Annotated in this window: 13 protein-coding genes and 1 pseudogene; 2 read left to right on the top strand and 12 right to left on the bottom strand. The window is 55.5% G+C overall.

The genetic code is table 11. The annotated features are described in order from the left end of the window. Positions 1–207: 207 nt before the first annotated feature. Complete coding sequence (locus tag CKW37_RS33370) at positions 208–660, top strand: hypothetical protein (RefSeq protein ID WP_004577357.1); 453 nt, start codon at positions 208–210, stop codon at positions 658–660. Positions 661–1,040: 380 nt separating this feature from the next. Here CKW37_RS33370 and CKW37_RS28340 read toward each other — a convergent pair whose 3' ends face one another. From CKW37_RS28340 to CKW37_RS28320, 5 genes are all read right to left on the bottom strand, one after another. Next, positions 1,041–6,029: an ATP-binding protein gene (locus tag CKW37_RS28340; RefSeq protein ID WP_177011105.1), complete on the bottom strand. Its 4,989-nt coding sequence runs from the start codon at positions 6,027–6,029 to the stop codon at positions 1,041–1,043. A 675-nt stretch (positions 6,030–6,704) separates the two neighbouring features. Then, entirely contained in the window at positions 6,705–7,871 is a 1,167-nt protein-coding gene (locus CKW37_RS28335) for a Wadjet anti-phage system protein JetD domain-containing protein (protein WP_004577354.1), read from the bottom strand. Continuing rightward, positions 7,858–11,283, bottom strand: coding sequence for an SbcC/MukB-like Walker B domain-containing protein (locus tag CKW37_RS28330; RefSeq protein WP_004577353.1), 3,426 nt, complete (start codon positions 11,281–11,283; stop codon positions 7,858–7,860). Before CKW37_RS28330 ends, CKW37_RS28335 begins: the two co-directional genes overlap by 14 nt. Beyond that, on the bottom strand, positions 11,270–11,872 hold the full coding sequence (locus CKW37_RS28325; RefSeq protein ID WP_004577352.1) for a DUF4194 domain-containing protein: 603 nt from the start codon (positions 11,870–11,872) through the stop codon (positions 11,270–11,272). Before CKW37_RS28325 ends, CKW37_RS28330 begins: the two co-directional genes overlap by 14 nt. Then, positions 11,872–13,290, bottom strand: coding sequence for a Wadjet anti-phage system protein JetA family protein (locus tag CKW37_RS28320; protein ID WP_004577351.1), 1,419 nt, complete (start codon positions 13,288–13,290; stop codon positions 11,872–11,874). The genes CKW37_RS28325 and CKW37_RS28320 overlap by 1 nt, the downstream gene beginning before the upstream one ends. An 88-nt stretch (positions 13,291–13,378) precedes the next feature. Between CKW37_RS28320 and CKW37_RS28315 the strand changes: the two genes are divergently transcribed. Continuing rightward, positions 13,379–14,221, top strand: a complete 843-nt coding sequence (locus CKW37_RS28315) for a WYL domain-containing protein (RefSeq protein ID WP_023102066.1) — start codon at positions 13,379–13,381, stop codon at positions 14,219–14,221. A 172-nt stretch (positions 14,222–14,393) separates the two neighbouring features. On the opposite strand, the gene CKW37_RS28310 is transcribed toward CKW37_RS28315, so the two are convergent. From CKW37_RS28310 to CKW37_RS28285, 7 genes and pseudogenes are all read right to left on the bottom strand, one after another. Next, positions 14,394–15,959, bottom strand: coding sequence for a PAS domain-containing methyl-accepting chemotaxis protein (locus CKW37_RS28310; protein WP_004577349.1), 1,566 nt, complete (start codon positions 15,957–15,959; stop codon positions 14,394–14,396). Between the two features lie 572 nt (positions 15,960–16,531). Beyond that, entirely contained in the window at positions 16,532–18,784 is a 2,253-nt protein-coding gene (locus CKW37_RS28305) for a bifunctional diguanylate cyclase/phosphodiesterase (RefSeq protein WP_024717484.1), read from the bottom strand. Positions 18,785–18,788: 4 nt separating this feature from the next. After that, positions 18,789–19,565, bottom strand: a complete 777-nt coding sequence (locus CKW37_RS33850) for a methyl-accepting chemotaxis protein (RefSeq protein WP_371316875.1) — start codon at positions 19,563–19,565, stop codon at positions 18,789–18,791. A gap of 81 nt (positions 19,566–19,646) precedes the next feature. Beyond that, positions 19,647–20,429: pseudogene (locus tag CKW37_RS33845) on the bottom strand (MCP four helix bundle domain-containing protein); the annotation flags it as partial. A 160-nt stretch (positions 20,430–20,589) separates the two neighbouring features. Further along, positions 20,590–20,967, bottom strand: a complete 378-nt coding sequence (locus tag CKW37_RS28295; protein ID WP_004577346.1) for a response regulator transcription factor — start codon at positions 20,965–20,967, stop codon at positions 20,590–20,592. An 81-nt stretch (positions 20,968–21,048) separates the two neighbouring features. Beyond that, entirely contained in the window at positions 21,049–21,678 is a 630-nt protein-coding gene (locus tag CKW37_RS28290; protein ID WP_004577345.1) for a response regulator transcription factor, read from the bottom strand. Further along, positions 21,675–23,123: a sensor histidine kinase gene (locus tag CKW37_RS28285; RefSeq protein ID WP_004577344.1), complete on the bottom strand. Its 1,449-nt coding sequence runs from the start codon at positions 23,121–23,123 to the stop codon at positions 21,675–21,677. Before CKW37_RS28285 ends, CKW37_RS28290 begins: the two co-directional genes overlap by 4 nt. Positions 23,124–23,217 lie beyond the last annotated feature (94 nt).

Genomic DNA, 23,217 nt, shown 5'->3' with positions numbered 1-23,217 from the left:
GGCTCTGCATGACCTACGTCAGATACAGGCTTATTCAATGGGTATACCTGCGGGCAAGGCTTTGTTTTCCACCCGTTCTTGTCCGAGCTGGTCTGTGTGCTGAGGGGTGAGTTGGCCAGACGGTTACTCCGTTCCCACAAAAGGAACGATGAAGCGCTATCGAGCCCTATAGGGCTACAATCTATAGTGTTCATTTTAGGGGGTGCCATGTTTACTACCTATCCGCGTGCCGAAATAGCGTTTGACCTGCCCGATGAGCCAGCGTCTCCAGCCGGGCAAAGGGTGTGGAGCTTCGTTGAGCAGGAACTGATGTTGCCGTGGTTTTATCTACAAGTGGTGCATAGGTCGGGGCGTGAAAATTTCGCCAGCATGCTCATGATGTACCATGCTCATGAACTCAAACAGCTCGTCGATGCCCAGTCGAACCGTATGTGGGTTGAACAGGTTCAGTTGGTGACACCTCCTCACGTCAACAGCCAATCCACCTGGCTTATGGAACCACTGACGATGGCAGGGATTGCAGCAGATCCCCAAGACGGGTCGTACTTTCTCGTCTACCAGGTGGCCAGCGGGACCGTCTATTCACTGAGAGACGATCTTGATAAGAGTTTGGCCCCCTTTAGCATCTTGTTTTCGGATGTGCGTGACCTGCGGCGATAGGTAGCCTCCGTCCAAGAGAGTCGGATAGAGCGTGCGACTCTCGGGCCGGATGCAAAACTGCTTCCAGAGCGGCGATGACAGAGGAGCTATGAAGGGAAGGCCCAAGGTCAGAACCTCGAAATGGAAGCTAAAGGCGCAATTAATTCAAGAAGCCAGGGCCAAACTAAGCAAAATCGGCCAATACCTTCCGCACCCACTTAGGCATCTTGCAGGCCATGAGCTTGCTGAATTCCTCAGCGCTAAGCGAGCTAAGGATCTTGCCGGCGGCTTGCTCATTTACCCCGGCTTTTCCAAGATACAACAGGGCAGTCAAGGCTAAGCCTACTTGGGTACCAGCTTGCTGGAGCCGTTGCCAAGACGAATGACGCAACCGCACCACCTTAAGCTGTTTTGCGAACTTCCCTGAATGCCTCACTTTGCTCTAGGGCTGAGCTACGGCGATCACCCAAGTCTATCAACGCGTCGAGGATACGCAGTAACACCAGGGCCTGATCTTGCTCGAGCGGATAGTGCTTATCCGTAAGGCGCTGAATCGTAGCGGCGATACGTGCGGGCAGTGTGGTTCCTGTCCAACTACCCTGCGACAGATGAATGGATTCCAGTGCGGCTGCAACCTGCTGTGAGAATGCCCGAATTGGATAGGCATCGGCGGCTCGCTCGCAGAGGGTCAAGAACTTGCTCATCACGTCTGATGACCAGCCAATTTTGGCCATAATGCGAGTGATCATCGGCATGATCGCCGCCACCTGTGACCAGTCACCATTCGCAAATCGGGTCGCCTGCGGCGCATCTGTTACGGCCACGAAAAGGAGCGCCTCGACGAGACGGGCCAATGCGTTGTCGTGAACTGCGCCGTCGCTTTTTTCTGAGAAGGCTTGATCATTGATTAGGCGCTCCGCACACATGTCTAGAAGCCGTAGCATATGTGTATCGATGCGGACGGCGTCGACTACATGGTGGATAGTCAATGACCGGACAATGCGACTCAGCATCTGCAATGAGTTCCTCTCCGCTGACAAGAATGGCTGCAAGCAGATCTCTATGAACCACTCTTCGTCGAGCAGGGGCGCCGATCGTGCAATCAGGCGGCTTAACGTGTCATGCCACTCGTACCCATCTGGGTGGTGTTGTTTTTTATCTGCCGATCTCGGTGGAAACAAGCGTGATGCAGTCCATGTGCAAAGCTCATCGAGCGCCGATTGCCAGTGGCTTTTGTAGGTTGTGGAAGTGCACCACCGCTCAACTGGGAAAAACCTGAAAATCCCTGCAGCGAAGTGCCAATCAAAGAACGGGTCTGGATCACGCAGATACCGATCGCTACCGTCATCCCAATCTTCCTCCTCGCCACCCGGTAGCTGCACCCAGGCCACCGGCATGGGCGGGAACTGCGCCGGGTGCCCTTCGGCCAACTCGTCCAGAGCGAGACGCAGTGCCTGCTCGCGGCTGGCTCGGTCTCTGGAATGATCGTGGCCCCGATCGGGCGTCCAGGTTGAGCGCCAGCGAATGGCCCGCCTCATGACGAGTAAAGCGGCCACCCAGGTGACTGCCAAGTCGTCGTCTCGCAGTAAACCGGCAACCGCCAACGCCGAAACGTCCTCCTGCGGATGGTCAGCCAGTTCAAGCAGCATAGCGACTGCATCAGTATCCTGATTGTTGTTGACGCGTTGCTGCACCAACGCTGCAATGAGGTGGTTGAACGGATGCCATGGTACGTGTGAGCCGTTCAATGGGCGCTCCTGCATGTTCCAAACACGCTCCATCACTTCCCAGGCCCAGTCAAGATCATCACTCTCATCCTGACTAAAACGGATGACACACGCAGCGATGCAGGAGATTGCGCTTTGTACCGCATGATCTCCTACATCAAATCGCACCTTGAACATGTCGTCCGAATCTTGCTGCTTAGCAAATGCCACCGCGCTGGCCAGCTTCATGTGAGGCTGCAGAATGTTTTGTTCCAGTGACTGGGTAGCCCAAGCGAGAACGTTCGATGCGTGAAGAAAAGCCTCTGCTTCATCAAATCGCAACTGTTGTTGAGCGTCGAAGGGAACCGGCGATTCATAGGAAATGGCTTGATGACCCGACTTGGTAGCCACGGCGCGATAGTTGTCGACATCGCCTTGGCCTGCCCATTGCTCTGCCAACGACTTCAAGCGGCTGGCAATTGAACTATTGCTGGCGTCTTCTTCAAATTCGAATGGAAGCCTGTCGGGGAATGCTGCCAGTATCGCCTTGCACCGAGCGCGCAACTGATCGTCTGTCGAAACGGCGAAAGCCATGGCAAGCTGACGCACATTGCGTTTACGGCTTGTCCGCGTTCTTAAGAATGCCTGGGCTTGGCACTGATCATCCGTAAGGCGCGAATCTAGGCTGAAACCCAGGACACCAAGCTCTAGAGTGGGTGTTTGTATGACACGTTTCAGGTCATGCTCCCAGAGTCTTTGGCACCCGACCAAAGCCATTGTTGTTTCTGACACGTGAAGCGATTCGAGCGCTATGAGCAGGGCTAATCCAAGTGCAGCAATACATTCAGACTGTTCGACCACCACACGAATGACTTCATCTGTCGGGCGACCATTCTCCAACTGCTGGAATGCCCAGTAGCTTTGGGCAAGAAATGCGCACTCCAGTGGTGCTGCACCCAATTGGCCTTGGGACCAGCTATAAACTGTCCAGTCCCCCCAGAATGTCTGCTCGCCCCAGGGGAAATCCACTACAACGGGAAAAGGTTTTTTTGTGTCGGCTCGAAGGGCGTGTACTTGCCGCCAACCTGTCACTGCATGATTCGCCATCTCATTGATAAGCTTGAGTGCGTGATCGGGCGCATGGGCAAAGAGGCTAGCGAACGGTTCGTGAAGCGCTGAGACGTCGGTGTAATAATGGTGGTATTTGTTGATGCCGACTTCATCAAGCTCCGGAAACTCCCGACCCAAGGGATAGAACATCTGGTCCAACTGCTGTTGCTGTCTGGGCGTTCGCTCAGCTTCTGGAATTTCGCGAATGGCTTTCCTGCGCTCCGCGCTTCTTCGCCTCTCCTCCTCCTCCCTAGCAAAGCGGGTACCAGGCAACTCTTGAAGGAGTTCTGATTTGGCCAGCTCAATGACAGCGTCGGGCGCGACGGTTGCCATGACGTGTGCATATGCCATGAGCGTACCGTAATTAGCATCCCGTAGGTGCTCGGCGGCTACTGCGTGTTGGTAGAGTTTAATCGCTGGGTCCGGGAACGCCGGTGCGCACCGCAGAATTGCCCGGCGCAGAGACATCGCCAGTTGCTCGCGCGCATCGCGTCCAAGTTCCTTCCATTTGTTACCGGTCGACTCGACACGTTTGGCATTTTCAAGATCATTCAGCCAACGGACGCTCTGGGCTACGATATTGCCTGTACGTTGGATTGCATTGTGCCCCCACATGTTTAGCCACACTTCGAAAACGTCCGCGGCATGCGGAACTAGACGTCCAGGTACCGTATCTGCGACGGATAGCAACCAATCGATCAGTCGTCCCCAAGTCCTGACGTCAGACGGCCACCCCAGTAGATGTGCAACGCGGATGGATTTTTCCCCGTCGTCAGTGCTCGCTGCACGGCCCAAAACGACGGGGTTTGGGATCGTGTGCTCTGCCTGAAACCACACCAATAGCTTTTCCAGGAGTCGAAAGTCCTGTTCCTGCAACACAGCAGTAAACTCTGCCCATGGGCCTGCATCGGTGAAAGCAGTGGTGAACGGAGGAGCGGTCAGCCAGGTTCTACGCCATTGCGGTCTAAGAGGCTTGCTCTCCAGCAGTCGATAACCGGTTGTCCATCTACCGGGGGTGCTTAGGCTCCTCTGCGCCAGTAGTCCCACTACTCGCCCAAGCAACGGCGGCTCCCCTGCGTCCAAGATCGCGCCGTGCCAGTCGGAATCGAGATCAATTAATACCCGGTAAAATGCCCATTCGAAGAAGATATCGTGGGTAAAAGAGACGGCCGCGCCATCATCATGGTCGCGAATTATCAAGTCGGCTTTCAGCGCTGCCAATTGGGGCACGGTATTACTATCCAGCCTTCGGATCCGAATTCGTCTACCTAGCTCCCCTACTCCCTTCTCTGCCAAATCGAGAATGGCCCGTCGCCTCACCTCCGCTGATTCGGATACTGCGTCGTAGCCCGCCCGCGACCACCAGGCTGCAATCAAATCAGTTTCCGTGTGAAGCGCTGAGGTTTGCATCGCAGCACTGTTTCTCGCCAAGACCGCAGCAAAGAACGGTCGGCGTGCCACTTCCTTCACAGCAGACGATATGCTTAGCAGCGAGCGCAGAGCAGGAACCTGTTCGGCGAGTTCGGCTGCCTCTGCATCGTTAAACGGATCGACGACAACATCGCCAATACCGTGTTCTCGGTAGAAGCTGCTGGGGAACCACGCGCGGTAAGGTTCCAGGCCTTGATCCCGGGAAGTCGCCAGGACTTTCCAGTTGCGGAGGGTTCCGTGGCTCTCAATCACCTTCAACAAATCGGTGATGATGCCCTTCTGATCCAATGGAACGCGGTCAATACCATCGATAAAGAGAACTGGTGTGCCGGTGCTACCTATTTCGGTAAGAATCTCTTCTGCACTATGGCGCAAGCCCAGTGCTGCAGAAAATGCGGACCAACTGTTGCCGAGCAACCGATCTGATTTCAGGAACAGAATTGGTCCTTTGTCGAATGCTTCTTCTGCTTCACCTTTTAAAGCCACGGATTTCCCACAGCCGGGCAACCCTGTGAGGTTGACCAGGCGGAACGTGCCCAGTGAGGCTTGAATTTGCTTGTTGATACGGGGACGTGCGATCCGGAAGTCGCCAATCGTCTCCAGAATATCGGCCATATTGGCTGAGGAGTAGCGCTGAATTAACTCCAGATCAGCGCTGTAGCTTGGGGCGCATCGCAGCCGCATAGCGCCTTGCAACTGCTGGACAAGCGTGGTTCGGGTCCATTTTCTCGCATTACCCGCACCATCACTGGCGATCTGGCACAACCGGTTGAACAGCAACTCGGCTTGGCCATCTTGGTCACTGGCAAGCACGCCCTTCAACTGAGTAATGACTGCCCCCCTAAAAGTTCCTCTCTCACCTAGCCCATCGATTCGCAACGCGACAAGGTGTTGATAGAAGTCCAGTTCTTCATCGTTGGTTTGCGTCTCAGTCAGTGGCTGTAATACTGTGCGCATTGTGCGCTCTGCCGCCGCAGCAGACCCTCCAGTCTCGAAGCGTCGGTTGAAATCCGCCCCACAAACATCTGCCCGGGCCCATTCAATCAGCCGATTGAGTGAACGTAAGCTATCTACTGCGACATGCTCAGTCACAAAGCCGAAGGCATCGCGGCCGACCTGGAATGCTGGCAAGCGTCGTGTCACGGCCGCGGCGGCCATTATGCTTAGAAAGTCTGAGTTGCTGGGCGCGGCCGTGAGTCGAAGGGAACGCTTCACCTGCAGCCCGAGGTTCCGCTTTCCGGCTTCATCCCTAATTTCCACGACAAGGTCGTCCATCGGGTGATCAGCCGCTTGCTGTATTGCAACCGACTCGACTACTCCAGTGCACCCGGCGGCATGCCCTTCAAGCAGCAAGGCAGCGAGGTAGTAAGCCACCACCAAGTCTTCGTAGTTGAACCCTGCCCCACCTGTCAACTCTGTGGAGGTTGATTGGCTTTTGCTACTCGCAGTCATTCTCAATCCCTTCGCAGTTCGAGGCCGATTGCACCAGGCGGAGGGCCCCGATGCTGAATCGATGACTCTAATATGCCTTAAATGCCCAAGGATGGCAGAGAGGACTGAATGGTGCCCAGCTTGCTGGGGGCTGGAGTCGCCTGTCAGGTGCCGGGTATCCGTGTAAGGGATATGGTTTCCTTGGCGTCGTAAGCAATATGCACAGCCTCCAACAGAAGCAGGGCAGCTAGTCCGGCTTGGCTCCCTGCCCTTCGCGATTCCGCCACCTAGCGTTCAACCAAGACCACCATTAGTCCGCGCTGTTTACCTCCCTTTTCTCCGCCACTCCTAGCGCTCGGCAGCGATCTGTCCTGGCATACGCTCTAACTAGGTAGGAAGATTCAAAGGTTGTCCTTCCTGCTCGAACAGTACAGGGGCAAGTTGATCGGCCAATTCCGCCCAGCCTGCGCGGGCAGCATTTCTCTTCATCGCACGATGCTGCTCAGCTTTGGCCTCTTGACCGCGATCAGGCCAGCGTGAAGCCTGCATAGACCATGGCTGCAATCGAAACCCTGACTGGGTGGCGAACTGGGCGATTCGAGCGGCGATACGAAAGCCCCCTTCATCATGATCGCCCCAGTGGTAAATTGGAGGCTTGTGCTCAAGCGAGGATAAGATTCGAACGTAAGCTTGCCCCCAACTTGGCGATGGCATACCTGCCGTGTAGATAATCACTCCCGACGGATTCTTGCTTAGTTCCCGCGCTGCCTGGTGGAAGGTTGTGAGATTCTCTATCGTCAATAACCAAGCAGGCGCACCCATGTAACCTTGGATCACGGTATTGGCGACACCCAAATACGGCCGAATGACTGTGCAGTCATCCTGGTCGGTCAGCCGGAGCTTGCCCATACCCGCCACGAGAAAAGGTTGAGGCTCTTTGATGAGTCCGATCGCTCCGAAAACTTCACTCCAATGTCGGGCCGGCGCATTCAGGGTTTCCGCGGTGAGCAGATCCAAATGCTTGCTCAGGGCTTCCAGACGCTTGGAGTCGCCGAAAAGCTGAGTACTGAGTTGGCGGACGATGCGATCCTCCTTGGTTCCGGCCATCGCATCGAGCGCCCGCAACGCATCAGCGAAATCAGCAGCCGAACCAGGTCCCAGGAGCCTCACCTGCTTGAGCTGGGCCCAGCATGCAAGCAACTCGTCCACCTGTCCCTGTCCGTGCCAAGGCGCCAGTAGTGCAGCCGCCTGGCCAAGGATTGCACTGGAGGTGGGACGCTGCAGATGGTCGGCGAGTCGATCGAGATCCTGAAGAACTACCGCATCCAATGGACGATCCCCCCCTCCTTGCCTGGCCCACTCCAGCTTAATCGCGCCAGCTGACGCCGCTGCCCGCATTCGTTCGTGCATGCGGTCACGCTCGTCCAGACTGAGCTGCCAGTATGGCGAGGTTAGCGACTTGAAGGACTCACGGATAGTTCGGGTACTGCCGCTTAGACGAGCGCGCTCGGCACGAACCAGCAGTCGATCAAGGGTTGCGTCATCCAGGCTCATTCTGTTCTTCCTTCAAACGGTTGATTTCCTGCTGCAACAACACTGGATTGAGCAAGTAGTTGTCACTTTGCAGCAATTCACGAGCAGCATCGTGGACGACATTCTTCTTCATCTGCACATTTCGGGTTCCGAAGCGGGACATGTCATAGTAGATATTCAGGAAAGAACTGAGTTTGGCTTGGTCAGATTCCGGCCCCGCCAGGATCAATTGCAGGCCAAGGGCATTCAAGAATTGCACGGTGGCTCGGATATTCTGAGGATCCATCTTTTCGAACGCCTCATCCAACAGCATGATACCGCCGCCACTGAGACTGTCCTTCGACTTCCCGTAACAGGCCGCCAAAGCGGCACCGAATATGAGGTAGACCGGTGTTCTATGCTCTCCTCCAGAGGCCTGCTCGAAGCGCCTGCTCAGCAAGCCCAGACTCTCCGACATTTGATAGACCTCTACGTCGTAGCTGAAGAAGCGGCGGTGGTCATTCAGGGGGCTGGCCTCGTTCAGCAGCGGTGAGTTGCTGTCGCCTTCGACAAGCGCGCGAAACTCCTCCGGCACCTCACCTGGTCCGCCAAAAAGGTCGTCCTCTGTCCCATGGGTACGCACGCGTAGCAAGAACTCATACAGGCTTCGATGCTCTTCGACCACCTTGAACTTAAACTCATAGCGTTCGTTGTTGGAGAACATCGGTGCGTTTTCGAGAATTGAGGTGAGGCCCGCGATCTGCTCCTCGATGCGATCAAAACCTGCAAGCAGTGCCTGAGCGACATCGGAGCGAAAAACCTTCACGGCAGCCTGGTAGGCTTCTTCAGCTTTCTCTTCTTGCTCGACCAGTTCAAGATTCACTAGTCGCTGCTGGTCCTCCAGTATGAAGCCGTAAGCGCCCTTCCAATCATTGCTGCAGATATCCGTGTTCTGCAGGTTATAGTCCTTCAGGTAATTCGCGAACAGGTTCCAGGCTTCGCGGTCTTTGCTGCCAGCCACTCCGTTAACCGTTACGATCGCCTGCTCCAAAGCAATAACCTTCGCGCTCGCATCGTCGCCATGGCGCTCATCCGATCGTTTGCGATGCCGATCGACTTCATTCGCATTGTAAAGCGGGTGCTGCCGACTCTCTCTTTCCCGGGCGCTTTCTACTTCCAACTGCTTGGTCAGCACGCCGAGCTGTTCGCCCAATAGCTTAAGTTGCTCGACGAAGCTGGCCTCATCCTTAGTCCATCGAAGAACCAACTCATTGGCGGTGTGGGCCGCCTCGTCGGCAAGCTGTTTCCTTGCCTCCAGTTCAACCAAACCAGCAGTTTGTGTACGCGCCAACCGCTCGCGCAAATGCGCGGCATGGGCGTTTGCCTGCACCTTCGCCATAAAGATGCTTTCAAGGCTGGTCTGCAGCGTCTCGGTGTTGGCAAACGGGGTGAGATTCTGCAAGCCGTTGCGAAGCCGAATGACCGCCTCCTCGTGTTGCCTGGATTGTGCCTGCGCAATCTGCAACGCCTGTTCTGCCTGTTGGCGCATGGCATCGACGTCTTTACGGCCCAACCTAAGCTCTGAGGGTTTAGGTAAGGATTGTCGCTCCACGGCCGCACCTGAACTGACCATGCCGTCCTTGGATAGCGCTTTGACACCAACGCGCAGTTGCTCGTTGGATTCGGCTAGTATCGTTCGCCCAAGCGCGCCCTGTAGGTAGCGCACGGCAAGTAGGTTCTGCCCTTGGACCAACTGAGCTGCGTAAGGCTCAGTATCGTATCCGTGCCAGTCCCGGATACGTGAAGGAAGAGCTAACTTCACGCGATAAACGCCGTCTGCCGCTGCGCTGCGATAGACCTTAATGGCCTCCAACTCCCGATCTTCTGGAATAAGTAAAGCCTCTACATGGCGCCCCAGCCATGACTCGATCGCTGCTTGCCATGCTACATCTGCGACACTTACCAGGTCGCAGATGGGAGTCGCGTCGATACCCGCATTCGCGAGGATACGCAACAATGCGGTGGTGTTATCGCTCAGTTTCGCAAGGCCTTGGCCAGCCCGGGCACTTGCCATCTCAGCGTCACGCAGATGGTTGGCTGCCTTTTCCGCTTTGCCTTCTGTCTCCGCCATTGCCCGACGCAGCACTTCGAAGGCTTGGCTTACCGCTTGAAGCGTACGCTGGAGTGATTCAGATGATGGCATGTCATCTGATTCCAGCCGTTTCTCCAAGCTTTGCAATTGCTCGAGCCCGCTGTCAAAGAGGTCTCTACTGGATGCGATTTCAGCTAGGCCGCTGGCGTCGGAAAGAGCACGCTGCATCGCGTGCAATTGCGTGCGGAGTTGCGCTTGTTTCTCATCAAATTGCTTCTCCAACAGCAAGAGCTCGCCGGCATGACCTGCTTGCTGTTGAAAGTCAGGGCTGGAAGTCAGCGCAGTCAGGGCCAGATCTCGGGCGGCATTGGCCAACTGCGCTTGGGCACATGCCCTTCCGAGTTCTCGCTGCGCTCTGGTAAGCGCCTCCTCTAGCGCTTCTTGCTTGATCTGAATAGCATCCACTGCTTCTGCGCTGCGTTCGGTTGCGTAGACATGCTTCAAGGCCGTCAGGTTCGCCTCGGAGGTTCGAGCCTGCAGCACTTGGGCATAGGTGTCAGCCACTTCTGAGGCTTGGGTAATGCGCCCTCTCAGTCGCCTAATAAGGTCACGCATGTCACGAACCTCGTTTAGGCGCTCGCGGAACTCGGTAATCCGGATTGGCATCGGCTCGATGAGATGCTGTCGTAACGTCTCATTAAGATCAACGATGTCTTCATTGAGCTTCAGAGAACGAGAAAACGCAGCCCGAAATGCCTGTGAGTTCGGTTTGTCGCCTGGACCGGCCAGATGATCGATCAAGAGGCGTCGAATAAAGTCGTCGCGATTGTGAGGCGTTATATAAGGGGTACTGTTTGCCTCCAAGCGACACAAATCAGCGACTACATGCTGAAAGGCTCGCCAGGGCATCACGGTTTCGCGTGCGCCGTCGGTCTGCAAATATTGCTTAGCCGACAGTTCGACACCGGGCAATATGAAGTATCCATTCACCTCCGCTTTGGCGTCCTCGATATGAGCTTGTAGTGAAACGCCGGCAGTGAACGGAACGCCTGTAATGGTATTGCGGAAAACCAATCCCACGTATGTGTTCGCGGAGGTCCGCTGGTAGGAACTGCCACCAGGTACAATCGAGCCGAGGCAGTAATCACGCATGCTGCGAGAACGCTTTTTCTTGCTGTCACTCGCTGCGTTGAAGTTTATGCGGTTGCCATCGGCCGCTAACATGACTACCTGAATTGCATCCAGAAGCGCCGTTTTTCCGGTTCCATTAGGCCCTAGGAAGGCCGTATTTCTCCCGATATCGACATCCCGGGCCTCGTAAAGGAAAAACTGAATCAGGTTAACCCGTTCAAGCAAGACCATCGCCGGCCTCCTCATCCTTCATTGGCGCGTGCGCTGCCAATTGGTGCAACGCCCCCTCGCTCAGCACATCGACGATCCCAGGACGGATGACAATCTTGTAGGGTTGCCCGTCGTCGGCCTCTGAAACCCGCACCAACCCGTAGCGCTTCATGGCCTGAGCCAACTCGCGCAGTTCGCCCCGCTCGGGGAGCTCACGTTTGAGCCATTCCTTGTAGGCACGCTCCAACTCTTCAAGTGACACGAACGCTTCTCCGTCAGCGATCTCTGCCGACTGCATACGGTCGTCATAGATGCGGCGTAGAACAAGCGCCAAACGTGTCTCACTAAGGCGCATTTTCTCGGCCACTGGGTGGCTAGGGATGGCCGCGACATAAGCGTGATGGGCATTGTGAATCAGGTGAACCCCTAGCAAGGACATCACCTCCCGAAACGCCGCGAGATGCTTGACGATCAAGTGATAGGCCACCCGGCTGAACTTGTCATTGGCATAAAGGATCTGCTCAACCATTAGCCGGTAAGCCGCTCTCTCGAAGTCGGCACTGACATAACTTACCTCTGACTGTTCTGCCAATCGCTCCCAGTTGACCATCACGGCATCCTCACATGAATCATGAACTCTTGGTGTTCCATGTACGCGTTGCGAGTCATGGCTTCGGGGACAAATTCGACACGTATCCCAGGGACCAACTGCAGGTGGACATCATCTCTGCGTTTTCCTGGAGGGCATGCCTCGCGCGAGGCGATCAATAACAGCCTTTGGTAGCAGCACAGATCTATGACCGATTCGATTGACAGTTGGCTCGAGGTCACGCGCAGATCAGAGCCGACGTGTCGCGTGACGTACTCCGCCAGCTTCAGCGGCGTAACGTGCCGATTGGCATTCATCCGTTGTCGAAGGGCTTCCATTGCAAGCTCCTCAGTTGTCGGACTGTAGGTTTCGACCAGTGTTGGCTCGTGAACCCGCGGAGTTACACGAGGTTTGGACAGGCCGACCTCGGAAGCGTGATAGAAGCCTGACCTACCCGGAAGCGAGGCATGCCCCTCCCCCAGGATCTCCACGGCATTGAGGGCCCTCGCGATCAGTTTGTCGAAATTGCCAGGCGAGCGCAGCTTGTACTCAAAGAGCGCAATGGCCATCTGATTGGCGTCACGCACCTCTTCATCCAATCTCTGCAAGTGCTCTTCGACTTCGCGAAGGCGCAGCAACTGATGGGTATCCCGTTCGTAGAGCAACTCAGCGCGTAGGAAGTCGTCGTCGGTCTTCATCTGGGCATACCAACCGATCAATCCCTGGCGCTGCTGATCGTCACACTGGAGTTGGCGAACCAGAGCGATAATCTGTGAGCGAAACTGCAACGGATGGTTGTGAGTACGCAGGTCGCTATAGTCGGCAATGAAAACGTTCTCGATGTACTCTTCGAAAAAGCCACGAACGAACTCGCCCATGGTTTCCTTCGCCGAGAGTTTCCCCATCAGATCCTGAATGCGGCAACTCGTATTGGTGATGTGTGCCATGCACTGTTTGGCCTGACGTGCCGCCTCATGATAAAGACCGTGCGCGTTTGCATCGCGCACTTCACGCAGGGAGACGTAGATCGAGTGGAACCTAATCCCGAGGAACTCAGGGGTCTGATTGGCAAACTCCACCAGGTGACCAAAAAACCGTGCCACAACAGGCCTGACCGTGACCTGTTCTACTACGCCTTTGCGCCGTTGACTTAGCCACCCGCTGGCATGGAGCGAGGTGAAGATCAGATGAGCCCTTCCGGTCACCGTAAGGGAGCTGTCCATATCCTCCCAAGGGTCATCGGCTACTAGAAACGATTCGATCGTTCGAAGGACCAGTGACTTGGGCGCTTCTTCCCCGGGTGAGCGGCCACCCTCTCCCCACATGGCCGCCATAAGCCGACAGAGCACATCCCAATAGCGCAGGTTGTTGGCGGCGGCCAAAGGGCGAAAAAGCTCCTTGGGCAAATGCTCGAACAGCGGCGGTATATTAGGTTCCATACCAAAGTCCGTGTGGCCATTGCATTGACCGTAGCATAGATCTATTGATGCATCTATGCTATGAAAACCCTTCAACAGTGATCATTCCATGCCACGTCGCAACTCAGCCCCGCAAGAACGTTTTGAAGCGATCGAGATACTGCTTCTCTGGGAAGGAAGAATCTCACGATCGCGCTTGCTGGATTTGTTCAACATCCATGAAACGCTAGCCAGTCGGGACATCGCGAGCTTTCGGGTACGATACCCCGAAGCCTGCGAGCCTGATTCCGCCAGCAAAAGCTACAGCAGCACTCCACAACTCGAACCAATCCTAAGCCGCGGCGTATTCACCGAATATCAACGGCTTGTCGGTGCCTCAGGCTCTCTGGAAACCATCTCCATTGGAGTACCTTTCGAAAGTACGCAATTCGATGCAACGGCGATTCGCCCTGCCCCGTTCTCGCGACTGCATCGAGCTATGCGGCTTGGGCTTTGTGTGAGGGTGACCTATCGCTCCATGAGCACCCCCCAAGCTCATGAACGGCTTATCCGCCCTCACTCACTGATTCAAGCCGGACCACGATGGCATGTACGGGCATACTGCGAGAAGGCCGGAGAGTTTCGTGATTTCAACCTAGGTCGGATATCAGCGGTTAGCCTGGCCGACGCCCTGCTGCTACCTGGAGCAGAGCAGGACCGACACTGGCAGCGTATCGTCCCAATACGCTTGGTACCCCATCGAGACCTTTCCGCCGAGCAGGCTCGCATGGTGCGCGAAGAGTACATGGGGGGGACAGCGGCGATGGTATTCAATGTACGAGCCTCCCTTGCCAAGTACGTAATCCAGACGTTTCGGGCTGCAATGGATCCTGACCGCGAGCGCGTGCCAGAGCATGTGCTCATGCTGCAACAGCCAGTTGATTTACCCATTGAGGCGCGCTGGCAGGAGTAAGGAGATCGGCACTTCTGCAGTTCGGCCTACAGCCGAGCAAGGTTAAGGGTGGAACCGCATATCAACTGCCAGTTAAGAACAAGCCTACTGAGCGATCGGTCAATATTTAGAGCAGATCACCTCCGATGATGACAGTCCCACATCCTTGTGGGTACTCAATCGAAGCTAACGTCTATCGGTTGAAGCGCTCAGCCAAGCTATGCAGATATTCCGCCATTCGTTCTAGATCCTGGCTAATTTCTGCACCTTGCATGGCCTTCCCGGCGCTGTGATCGCACAATTGCGCAATGCGCGTAATCTGTTGATTGATGTCTTCAGCTACATGACTTTGCGCAGATGATGCCGACGCCATCTGTTGGCTCATACCCGTAATGCGGCTAACCGCTTCGCTGATGCCAACAAGCGCCGATTGAACCGCCTCAACACTCTGCATGCTGTCGCGGGAAATCTCCTCCCCTCTGCTCGCAGTCGCCACTGCTCTTTCTGTACCAACATGTAATGAAGCAATGATTCCATGGATCTCTTCGGTCGAAGTTCGTGTACGCTGAGCCAGAGCGCGCACTTCCTCAGCGACGACAGCAAAACCCCGACCCTGCTCGCCTGCCCGGGCAGCCTCAATAGCAGCATTGAGCGCCAGCAAGTTGGTCTGCTCGGCAATTGAAGTGATGACATCCACTACGCTACCGATAGACTCGGTCTGACTTGCTAACGCATCGACCGCCTGACCAATTTCATTGACTGCCTGGCTCATGTTTCCCATGGAAACCAAGCTTTTCTGAGCCAAATCGCTGCCCTGCATGGCCAATCGGTCAGCCTCAGATGCTGCATGCGCAGTATTCTGCACGTTATGCGTGATCTCCTGAATCGTTGCCGACATCTGAGAGATTGCGGCGGCTGAGCGATCAGTTTCACTGCGTTGGCGTTCGAGTGACTGCGCTTGCGAACCGGACAGTTCAGATGAGTGTGCTGCCTTGGACTTAACACTAATCCCAGCATCGACCAAACGGGTCAGAGCCGTTTGCAGGCGTGCTTCCTCACTGATCATGGCCATTTCCAGTTGCCCTTGGGCTCCGGGGTTATCGCTATAAGTGAGAGCGACCAATGGACTTGTAAACGCTTTCGGGTGCTCCGCCAAAATGCGCTCGATGGTTTTACGCTGGCGCGACTCGAATAAGTACCAGGCACTCAAGAGACTCGCCCCCGAAATCGTAAGGGCCGCAGTCTGTGGCAGCCAGACAGCACTAGTCGCGGACAGACCTCCCAACATCAGCAGTGGCCAACCGAACTGTAGTGTTCCCAAAACTCGCGTCCCTAGGGATATAGCCGCTTTACCGGATCGCAGCCGCGCGTAAAGCGCCGTCGCGCGACGAATCTGGGCGCGACTAGGTAGCGAACGAACCGATTCATAACCACTGATGCGACCGTCTTCATAGATGGCGGTGACATAGGCACTGACCCAATAGAAGTCGCCATTCTTCGAGCGATTTTTGACCACCCCCATCCAAGGTTTTCCTTGCTTGATCGTCTCCCACATATGAGCAAACACAATGGGTGGCATATCCGGGTGGCGAACCAAATTGTGGGTTTGCCCTATCAGTTCTTCATAAGTGAACCCGCTAATTGCTACAAATGCATCATTACAGTAGGTGATCCGGCTGTCGAGGTCGGTGGTCGAGATCAGCCGCTGCTCATTGGAGAACGTTCTTTCGCGCTCGGTAATGGGCAAATTTACACGCATATCAGGCTACCTCTATTCTCATTATGATCTGGCCAAAAAACAGATTAACCATAGTGCTATCATCAGGAAGCTAAAAATGCATAGCACCCAATGAATCTGTAACCAAATTAATCCTTGAGCTCATTATGAATAGACTACAAGTTACTCCATTCCAATTGAACAACAATACCTCCAGCGGAAGCAGTGCGTTGCCTATGTCGACTGGGTTTTGATGCCCAATACGTTCAAAAAAGCGCATATGAAACAATCCGCCGCGAGGACAGCGCTGTACGTATCCTTGCGGCGACGGTAGGTATTTATTTAAGTCAAGAATTTCAGTGCGCAGGTTTTTATAAGAATTTGAAGGGATATTTTTGCACTAAAAAAAACAACTGGGCACACGCAACACGTTGCACGTAACAGATTGTCATTGTAAATCAGTCCAGCACCAGCAAACGTAATACGTCACTAGCAACGCTAATTTTTACGTACCTAGACGTCACAGCAGTTAGAAGATGCTGACGACATCAAAGTTCGCGCGGCTGCTCTATGAGCAACATGGAGCAACATGCTTCTCTCTTGGACATGGTTGATTAGACTGTTCCCAAAGCAGATGACATGAACAACTCGAATTCCTTCACCGGCACTGGTAGAGAGAAGTAATAGCCCTGAGCTTCGTCGCACCCCATACGACTCAATATGGGTAATACATTGTCGCTTTCCACACCCTCCGCGACGATCTGCAAATTAAGATTGTGCGCCAAGGTCACCATTGTGCCGACGATAGCTCTGTCATCGGCATTGTCGGCCAGATTCTGGACGAATGAGCGATCGATCTTCAGCCGATCAATCGTCAGATGTTTGAGGTAAGCCATACTCGAATAGCCGGTACCGAAATCATCGATTGCCAACCGTACGCCCATAGCCTTCAACCGCCCGAAACAAGCGATCATCCTCTCTGTGTCCTCGATGAGAATCGACTCGGTGAGCTCTAGCTCCAATAAAGATGACTCTAAACCGGATGTGCTTAATGCCAGGGCGACACTATCGACATAATCGCCTTGTTTGAACTCAATAGCAGAGCAGTTCACCGCGACTATGAGTGCTCCAAGGCCCATGCGTTGCCAAGCCACGGCCTGTTCGCATGCAGTGGTAAGCAACCAACGCCCGATGGGCACGATTAATCCACTGGACTCCGCTTCAGCAATGAACTCCCCCGGGTATATCATTCCTCGAGAAGGGTGGCGCCAGCGCAATAATGCCTCTGCTCCGACTACCTCACCGCTGTCTAGATTCACCTGCGGCTGGTAGTGCAGCTCGAACTCATCGTTGTGTAGTGCAGCCCGCAACTCAACTTGCAGTTGTAGTGACTTCAGCGCGCGCTCCCCCATCGCAGGGGTGTAGAAGGTATGCCGGGCCCGACCGCATTTCTTTGCTTGATTCAGCGCAATGTCTGCAGCCTTGAATAAGTCGTCAAAGCTCGTCCCGTGATCAGGATGACAGGCAATACCAATGGAAGTCCGCACCTCCAACAAGCAGTTATGTACCAGCCAAGGCTCTCGCAGACGACTGTCAAGGTCGCGCAGCAACTGCTCCAACTGTTTTCTGGTCGTGGCTCTGACCAACATCAGATACTCATCTCCCCCCAAGCGGGCAGTAGTATCGATGCCCTGCAGACTTGTAAGACGCTGCGCCAGTTCGCACAGCACCTGGTCTCCGGCCACATGACCGAGGGAATCGTTGATGGTCTTGAAATTGTCCAGATCGAGGTACAGCAGGTGGAAACCTTCTGCGTCGACAATGGCTTCTTCAATGCGCTCACTGATGCGATGCCGGTTCGGCAGCCCGGTCAGGGCATCGTGGTACGCCATAAATGCGAGGTCGGCTGTCGCTCGTGACTCACGCCGTTGCGCACGATGCAGACGACGGTCCAGAGAGATGATCACCAAAAAGAACACGGCGCTGAGCGCACAGGCCCAACCGAAGGTGTAGTGCCATTCCTTTCGGTAATCGTCGGTGGCAAGGCCGATAGTTAATGCCAGCGGATACTCGCCTATACGTTTAAAGCCATACAGGCGCTCAATGCCATCCAGCGGTGAACGCATATAGAAGTCACCGTCACGGCGTCCGCTCACATGCTGCTCGTCCAGGGCGACGCGTTCCTGAGGATCAAGAGGATTGGCCAGGGGGGGATCGCGCAGCACGCTTTCCGGCCGATCCACTCGACGTACACTGATGACGCCGTGGAGCCCGACGTCTACCTCGTGGAACAGTTCGAGCACCGTTGCCAAATTTAGCGACGTGGCGACCCAACCCTGCCTGCTTCCCAAGCGATCAAAGATAGGTATGGCGAAGTGCAGCCGCGGTTGATTAGGATCTTGCTCGATCACCAGCGAGTCACCGTCTTGCGCTTGCCGAGCAAGCAGTGACCAGTATCGAAGTTGGTCGAAGGAAGGCGCGGCGGTGCCATCGAAGCTGCTAGCAACCAGGCGCCCCTTTTCGTCGATCAGTTCGAAGGGCATCTGGCTTGGCAGGCTAGCCGCCTCTTCGTGAAAGCGCCTGATCAACGTGGCATCCAAACCGTGGTTACTTACCTCCCCGCCCGATAGCCGGGTAGCCAGAGTACGCAGATTGGCGTGTAGAGGTTGTAGCAAGCCAGAATCAAGCCGCGCCTCTAGTGCGAGCCCCAGATTGCGAACATCCAGCCGCGCCTGACGCTCTGTCTGTCGGTAAGCCACCACCAAGAGGGCTGCGAGCAGCACGAACAGACCGCAGCCGAATACCTTCCACAGATGTCCACGCCATGTTTGTAGTGCCGAGCGTGCGCTGTCACGGGTCGAAATCATGGGGTTACACCGAAAAACGCGAAATCATACCCTTGAGCTGGACCGCCAGTTGTGACAACTGCAGGCTTGCCACAGACGTCTGGGTCGCACTCGTGGCGCAATGGTTGGACAAGGTGCGGATGCTGACCAGGTTGCGGTCGAGCTCACGGGCCACGAGGGCCTGTTGTTCGGAGGCGCTGGCAATGACCAAATTGCGTTCGTTGATCATTGAAACGGCCTCCGTAGTTCGCTGTAACGAACCGCTCACAGCCTGGGCCCTCTCAAGGGTCTGAGCCACTTGACCAACACTCATCTGCAAGGCCTCAACTGTGACGACTGTGCCCTGCTGGATCGCAGTGATGATGCTCTCAATCTCCAGAGTTGAACTCTGCGTACGCTGAGCCAGTGAGCGAACCTCGTCGGCTACTACCGCGAAGCCTCTCCCCGCCTCTCCGGCGCGGGCTGCCTCGATCGCGGCGTTCAAGGCCAGTAGATTAGTCTGCTCGGCAATGCCACGGATGACCTCCATAACCATGCTGATGTCTCGTACCTGATCCGACAGTCCACTTGCCTGCCCCGAGGAACGCGTGATGCCCTCGGCTAGAACCTGAATCTGGTCAACGATGTTGGCGACCTGGCTGTGACCATTGCGCATCTCCTCGTCCGACTCGCGGGACAACTCGGAGGTGGAAACAGCATTGCCCGCCACCTCATCCACGGCGCTGCTCATCTGGGTGATCGCGGTCGCGGCCTGTTCGATTTCCTCGCTTTGCTGTTGAAGGCCTCGAGTACTCTCGTCCATCGCCGTGCTCATCTGCTCCGAGGCGGTGGCCAATTGACCGGCAGAGTCACTGATCAGGCAGATAGTTGTGCGCAGGCTATGTTGCATTTCCGCCATCGCATGCAGCAACTGCGCGGGCTCATCCTTGCCGGAGGGTACGATCGGCCTGTCTAGGTGACCGTCAGCGATGGCACGTGCCGCCTGCAGCGCGGTATGCAACGGCCTGACGATGCTGCGGGTGAGTAGCAACGCAAGCAGTACGGTGGCCGCAATCGAGGCACACAAGGCAGAGGCGACGACCACGACCACTCGTTCGTACAGCGCTTGGGCCTGAGTGATGGCCTTCGCCCCCCCTGCTTGGTTCTGCGAAACAAGTGCGTCGATCTGTTCGCCGATCAGGCTCCCACTTTGTGCCAGGGCCGCATTGATTTCCGCCTGTTGCGAAGCATCTGGGGTGCCAACCTGCAAGAGCCGAAGCAACCGGTCCAGATTGCCCACGTAATTTGCTAGCTCTACCTCTAGCATCTCGACCATTTGTTTCTCTAGCGCCGAAATCCCGCGGTTCTTGTATCGCGCTAGCTCTTCGGTCAGCCGCTGCCGGGCAGAGATGATCAAGTCTTCACTGCGAACCAAGGCCTGTGGATCAGATGTCGACCGAATGCGCACGCTCTCAATTCGCATAACGGCAACCTGAGCACTGAAGGTTTGCAGGATGCTCATTCCCGACATCCAAGTATCATTCACATGTCGTGCTACTCGATTTAGCTCGGCCATGCGCGACAAGCTGAAGATTCCAGTGAGCAGGAAGATTAGTGTGACCACCGCGAAGCCCAAGGCCGCACGCTTGCCTATCGTAAGATTGCTCAAAAGCACTGCGACCCCCATCCAGATAAACCCAGGAGATACCTCTCCTACTCTTCTGCCGTGAGATAGCCAGATGCCATCTCCGGATGAGTCTCAATGATGGAGCAACGTCACGATCACGCCTGCCACACCTTGGACGAGCCGGCGTCATATCATGGTGCTAACGACTCATACCTTGGTATTAACGCCCGCGTCCAAGTCGGCCCGCCCGCTCGATCAGGCTTACCAACGTGCGACCATCAAAGGGTTTGCCAAGGAACTCCAGAGCCCCGGCGGCCAGAGCCTGCTCACGCCAGCGAGCCTCAGGAAACGCGGTAATGAAAATTAGCGGCAGGCATACGCCCAAGGTCAGTAGCTGCTGTTGCAGCTCGAGCCCGGACAGCCCGGGCATCTGCACATCAAGGATTAGGCAATCGCAGGTGTGCAATGCTTGCGACGCCAGGAATTCAGTTGCCGACCCAAAGGTGTCAGCGCAATGGCCCATCGAACGGACCAGCCCATCGAGCGCCATCCTGACGCTTTCATCGTCATCGACGATACAAATATGGTAGGGAGACAAGACGTACTACCTGAAAAGCCAAAGACCGAGCTTTAGACTATGCTGCACTTGGCCTGCTGCAAATCATGCTCTGGTATGCCCCTAGGCTTGACCTTGTGCTTGCCATTGCACTGATAACGCTTGAGCCATGCGCACTAATTCGGCGAACGAGCCGGCGTTCATCTTGCGCATCGCACTGCCTCGATGAATCTTCACCGTGACCTCGCTAATCCCTAGCTCGGCTGCAATTTGCTTGTTCAACAGGCCAGTCGTGGCCATGGCCATCACCTCCTGCTCACGTGTGCTTAGGCGGTTGTGGCGCTCACGCAACTCGATGATGCCTTCCTCGCTCACTCGGCGTTGACGATCATGCTCAAGAGCCTCTACTACAGCATCGAGTAGATCCTGATCGCGAAATGGTTTGGTGAGAAAGCCCAAGGCGCCGGCCTTCATGGCCCTGACGCTCATTGGGATATCCCCGTAGGCAGTCATCATGATTACTGGAATGTTCACCCGCAAATCGTCCATACGAGCTTGGAAGTCCAGGCCGCTAGCGCCTTTGAGGCGCACATCGAGAATCAAACAACTAGGAACCTCCGGACGCGGAAACTGGAGGAACTCATTCGGCGAAGCGAAGGTTTTCACGGCCAGATCAACCGAACGCAGAAGCCCAACTACGGCCTCGCACAGGTCGTGATCATCGTCCACCATGTAGATGCAGGTGTTTTTCATGCTATTACCTCCTCGCAGACTCTAGGCAGTACAAACGACAATGTCGCGCCTTCTCCCGCTCGGCTGTCGGCCCAGATGCGACCGCCATGCACCTCGATGATTGAGCGGCAGATGGGCAGGCCAATACCGATCCCCTCATCCTTGGTGGTGAAGAATGCGTTGAACAACATGTCGAGGTGCTCTTCCTCTATACCTGTACCACTGTCTCTGACCGTGACCTGCACCTGCTGATCCTGCTCACAAACCTCGATGTACAAATGGCGAGCTGAGCCTTCACGCTCGTCGATAGCGTCGATGCCGTTAATCAACAGGTTGATCATGACCTGTTGCAGCTGAATCCGGTCACCGCGTACCGTCAGACGACGGACCGGGCTTCGAAAGAGTTGTATCCGGCGATGCTGGATATCCCGCTCAAGGAGGGTCAGGGATTCGCTCACAACACTCTCTATATCCAGGCATTCATGCCGTGGCTCGGCCTTGCGGGTATGTTCGCGAATCCGCTGTATCACATCGCTCGCCCGTCGGGCATTGCTGGCCACCCTGCCAATTGCCACGCGCGCTTCATGTGCGTCGGCACGGTCCAGCCAACGTTGGGCCGCTTCGGCATTGGTTACGATGGCAGCCAGTGACTGGTTAACTTCATGAGCTATTGAGGTGCCCAACTCGCCCAACATGCTGACTCTGCTTACGTGGGCCAGTTCAGCCTGGGAGCGATGTAGTGCGACCTCGGCTAGGCGCCGGTCGGTCACATCGTTGTTACTGGCCAGAATCGCCCTGGGATTGCCAAGTTGGTCTCGGTGTAGCGACCATCGGCTGAGGATTGTGACCTCTTTGCCGGCGCGTGTTGTCTCGATCAGTTCGCCTTCCCAAACACCTTTTTCCAACAGCTCGGCCTTGATTGCCTGCGGTGCCTGTGATGAACGACTGCAGAGCAAATCCCAGCAGTCTCGTCCGATTACTTCATCGGCGGTCCAGCCGTAGAGTGCCTCGGCACCGGAATTCCAACTGCGAATACGGCTGTCAAACGTACAGACGATAATCGCATCATGGGTCTGCGACAGCAGTGCAAACTGCTCTCGTAAACGGTCGGTGACCTTCCGACTTTTCACGGCAAGCCAGCCAGCGACTGCAATGGCAACAAGGCTGACTAGGCAGCGGGCCAAAGCCTCACTGAAGAACTGGTTGTGGTGCGAAAGCAGGAAAGCCGCCAACGTCAGGCAACTACAAATCGCTGCTAGCAGACGTATGCCCCTCACCGAAAGACGGGTCGTGGCGATCATGATGACCAGTACGTAGAGGACGGCAACGGCGATCTCGAACGAAGTCAGAGTGTCGACAATGAAGATCGCCAGGGTGATGAGGCAGATGAAGCGCAAAAGCAGATCGTTGAACGCGCCACGCTCTGGCGCCATTGCATCGATCTCCTGGCCAGGAAAGCCCTGCATAGACAAATCCACTAATGAAGAAGGGTAACGGCGACGTCGCTACGGAAACGAGTGATATCCGCGCTTTTACAGCAAAAAAATCCGGATTGGTAAC

The organism is Pseudomonas sp. Irchel 3E13 (genome assembly GCF_900187455.1).
Classification (GTDB): domain Bacteria; phylum Pseudomonadota; class Gammaproteobacteria; order Pseudomonadales; family Pseudomonadaceae; genus Aquipseudomonas.
Note: the sequence above shows the minus strand (reverse complement) of the source record. Positions and strands in the feature narration are given on the sequence as shown.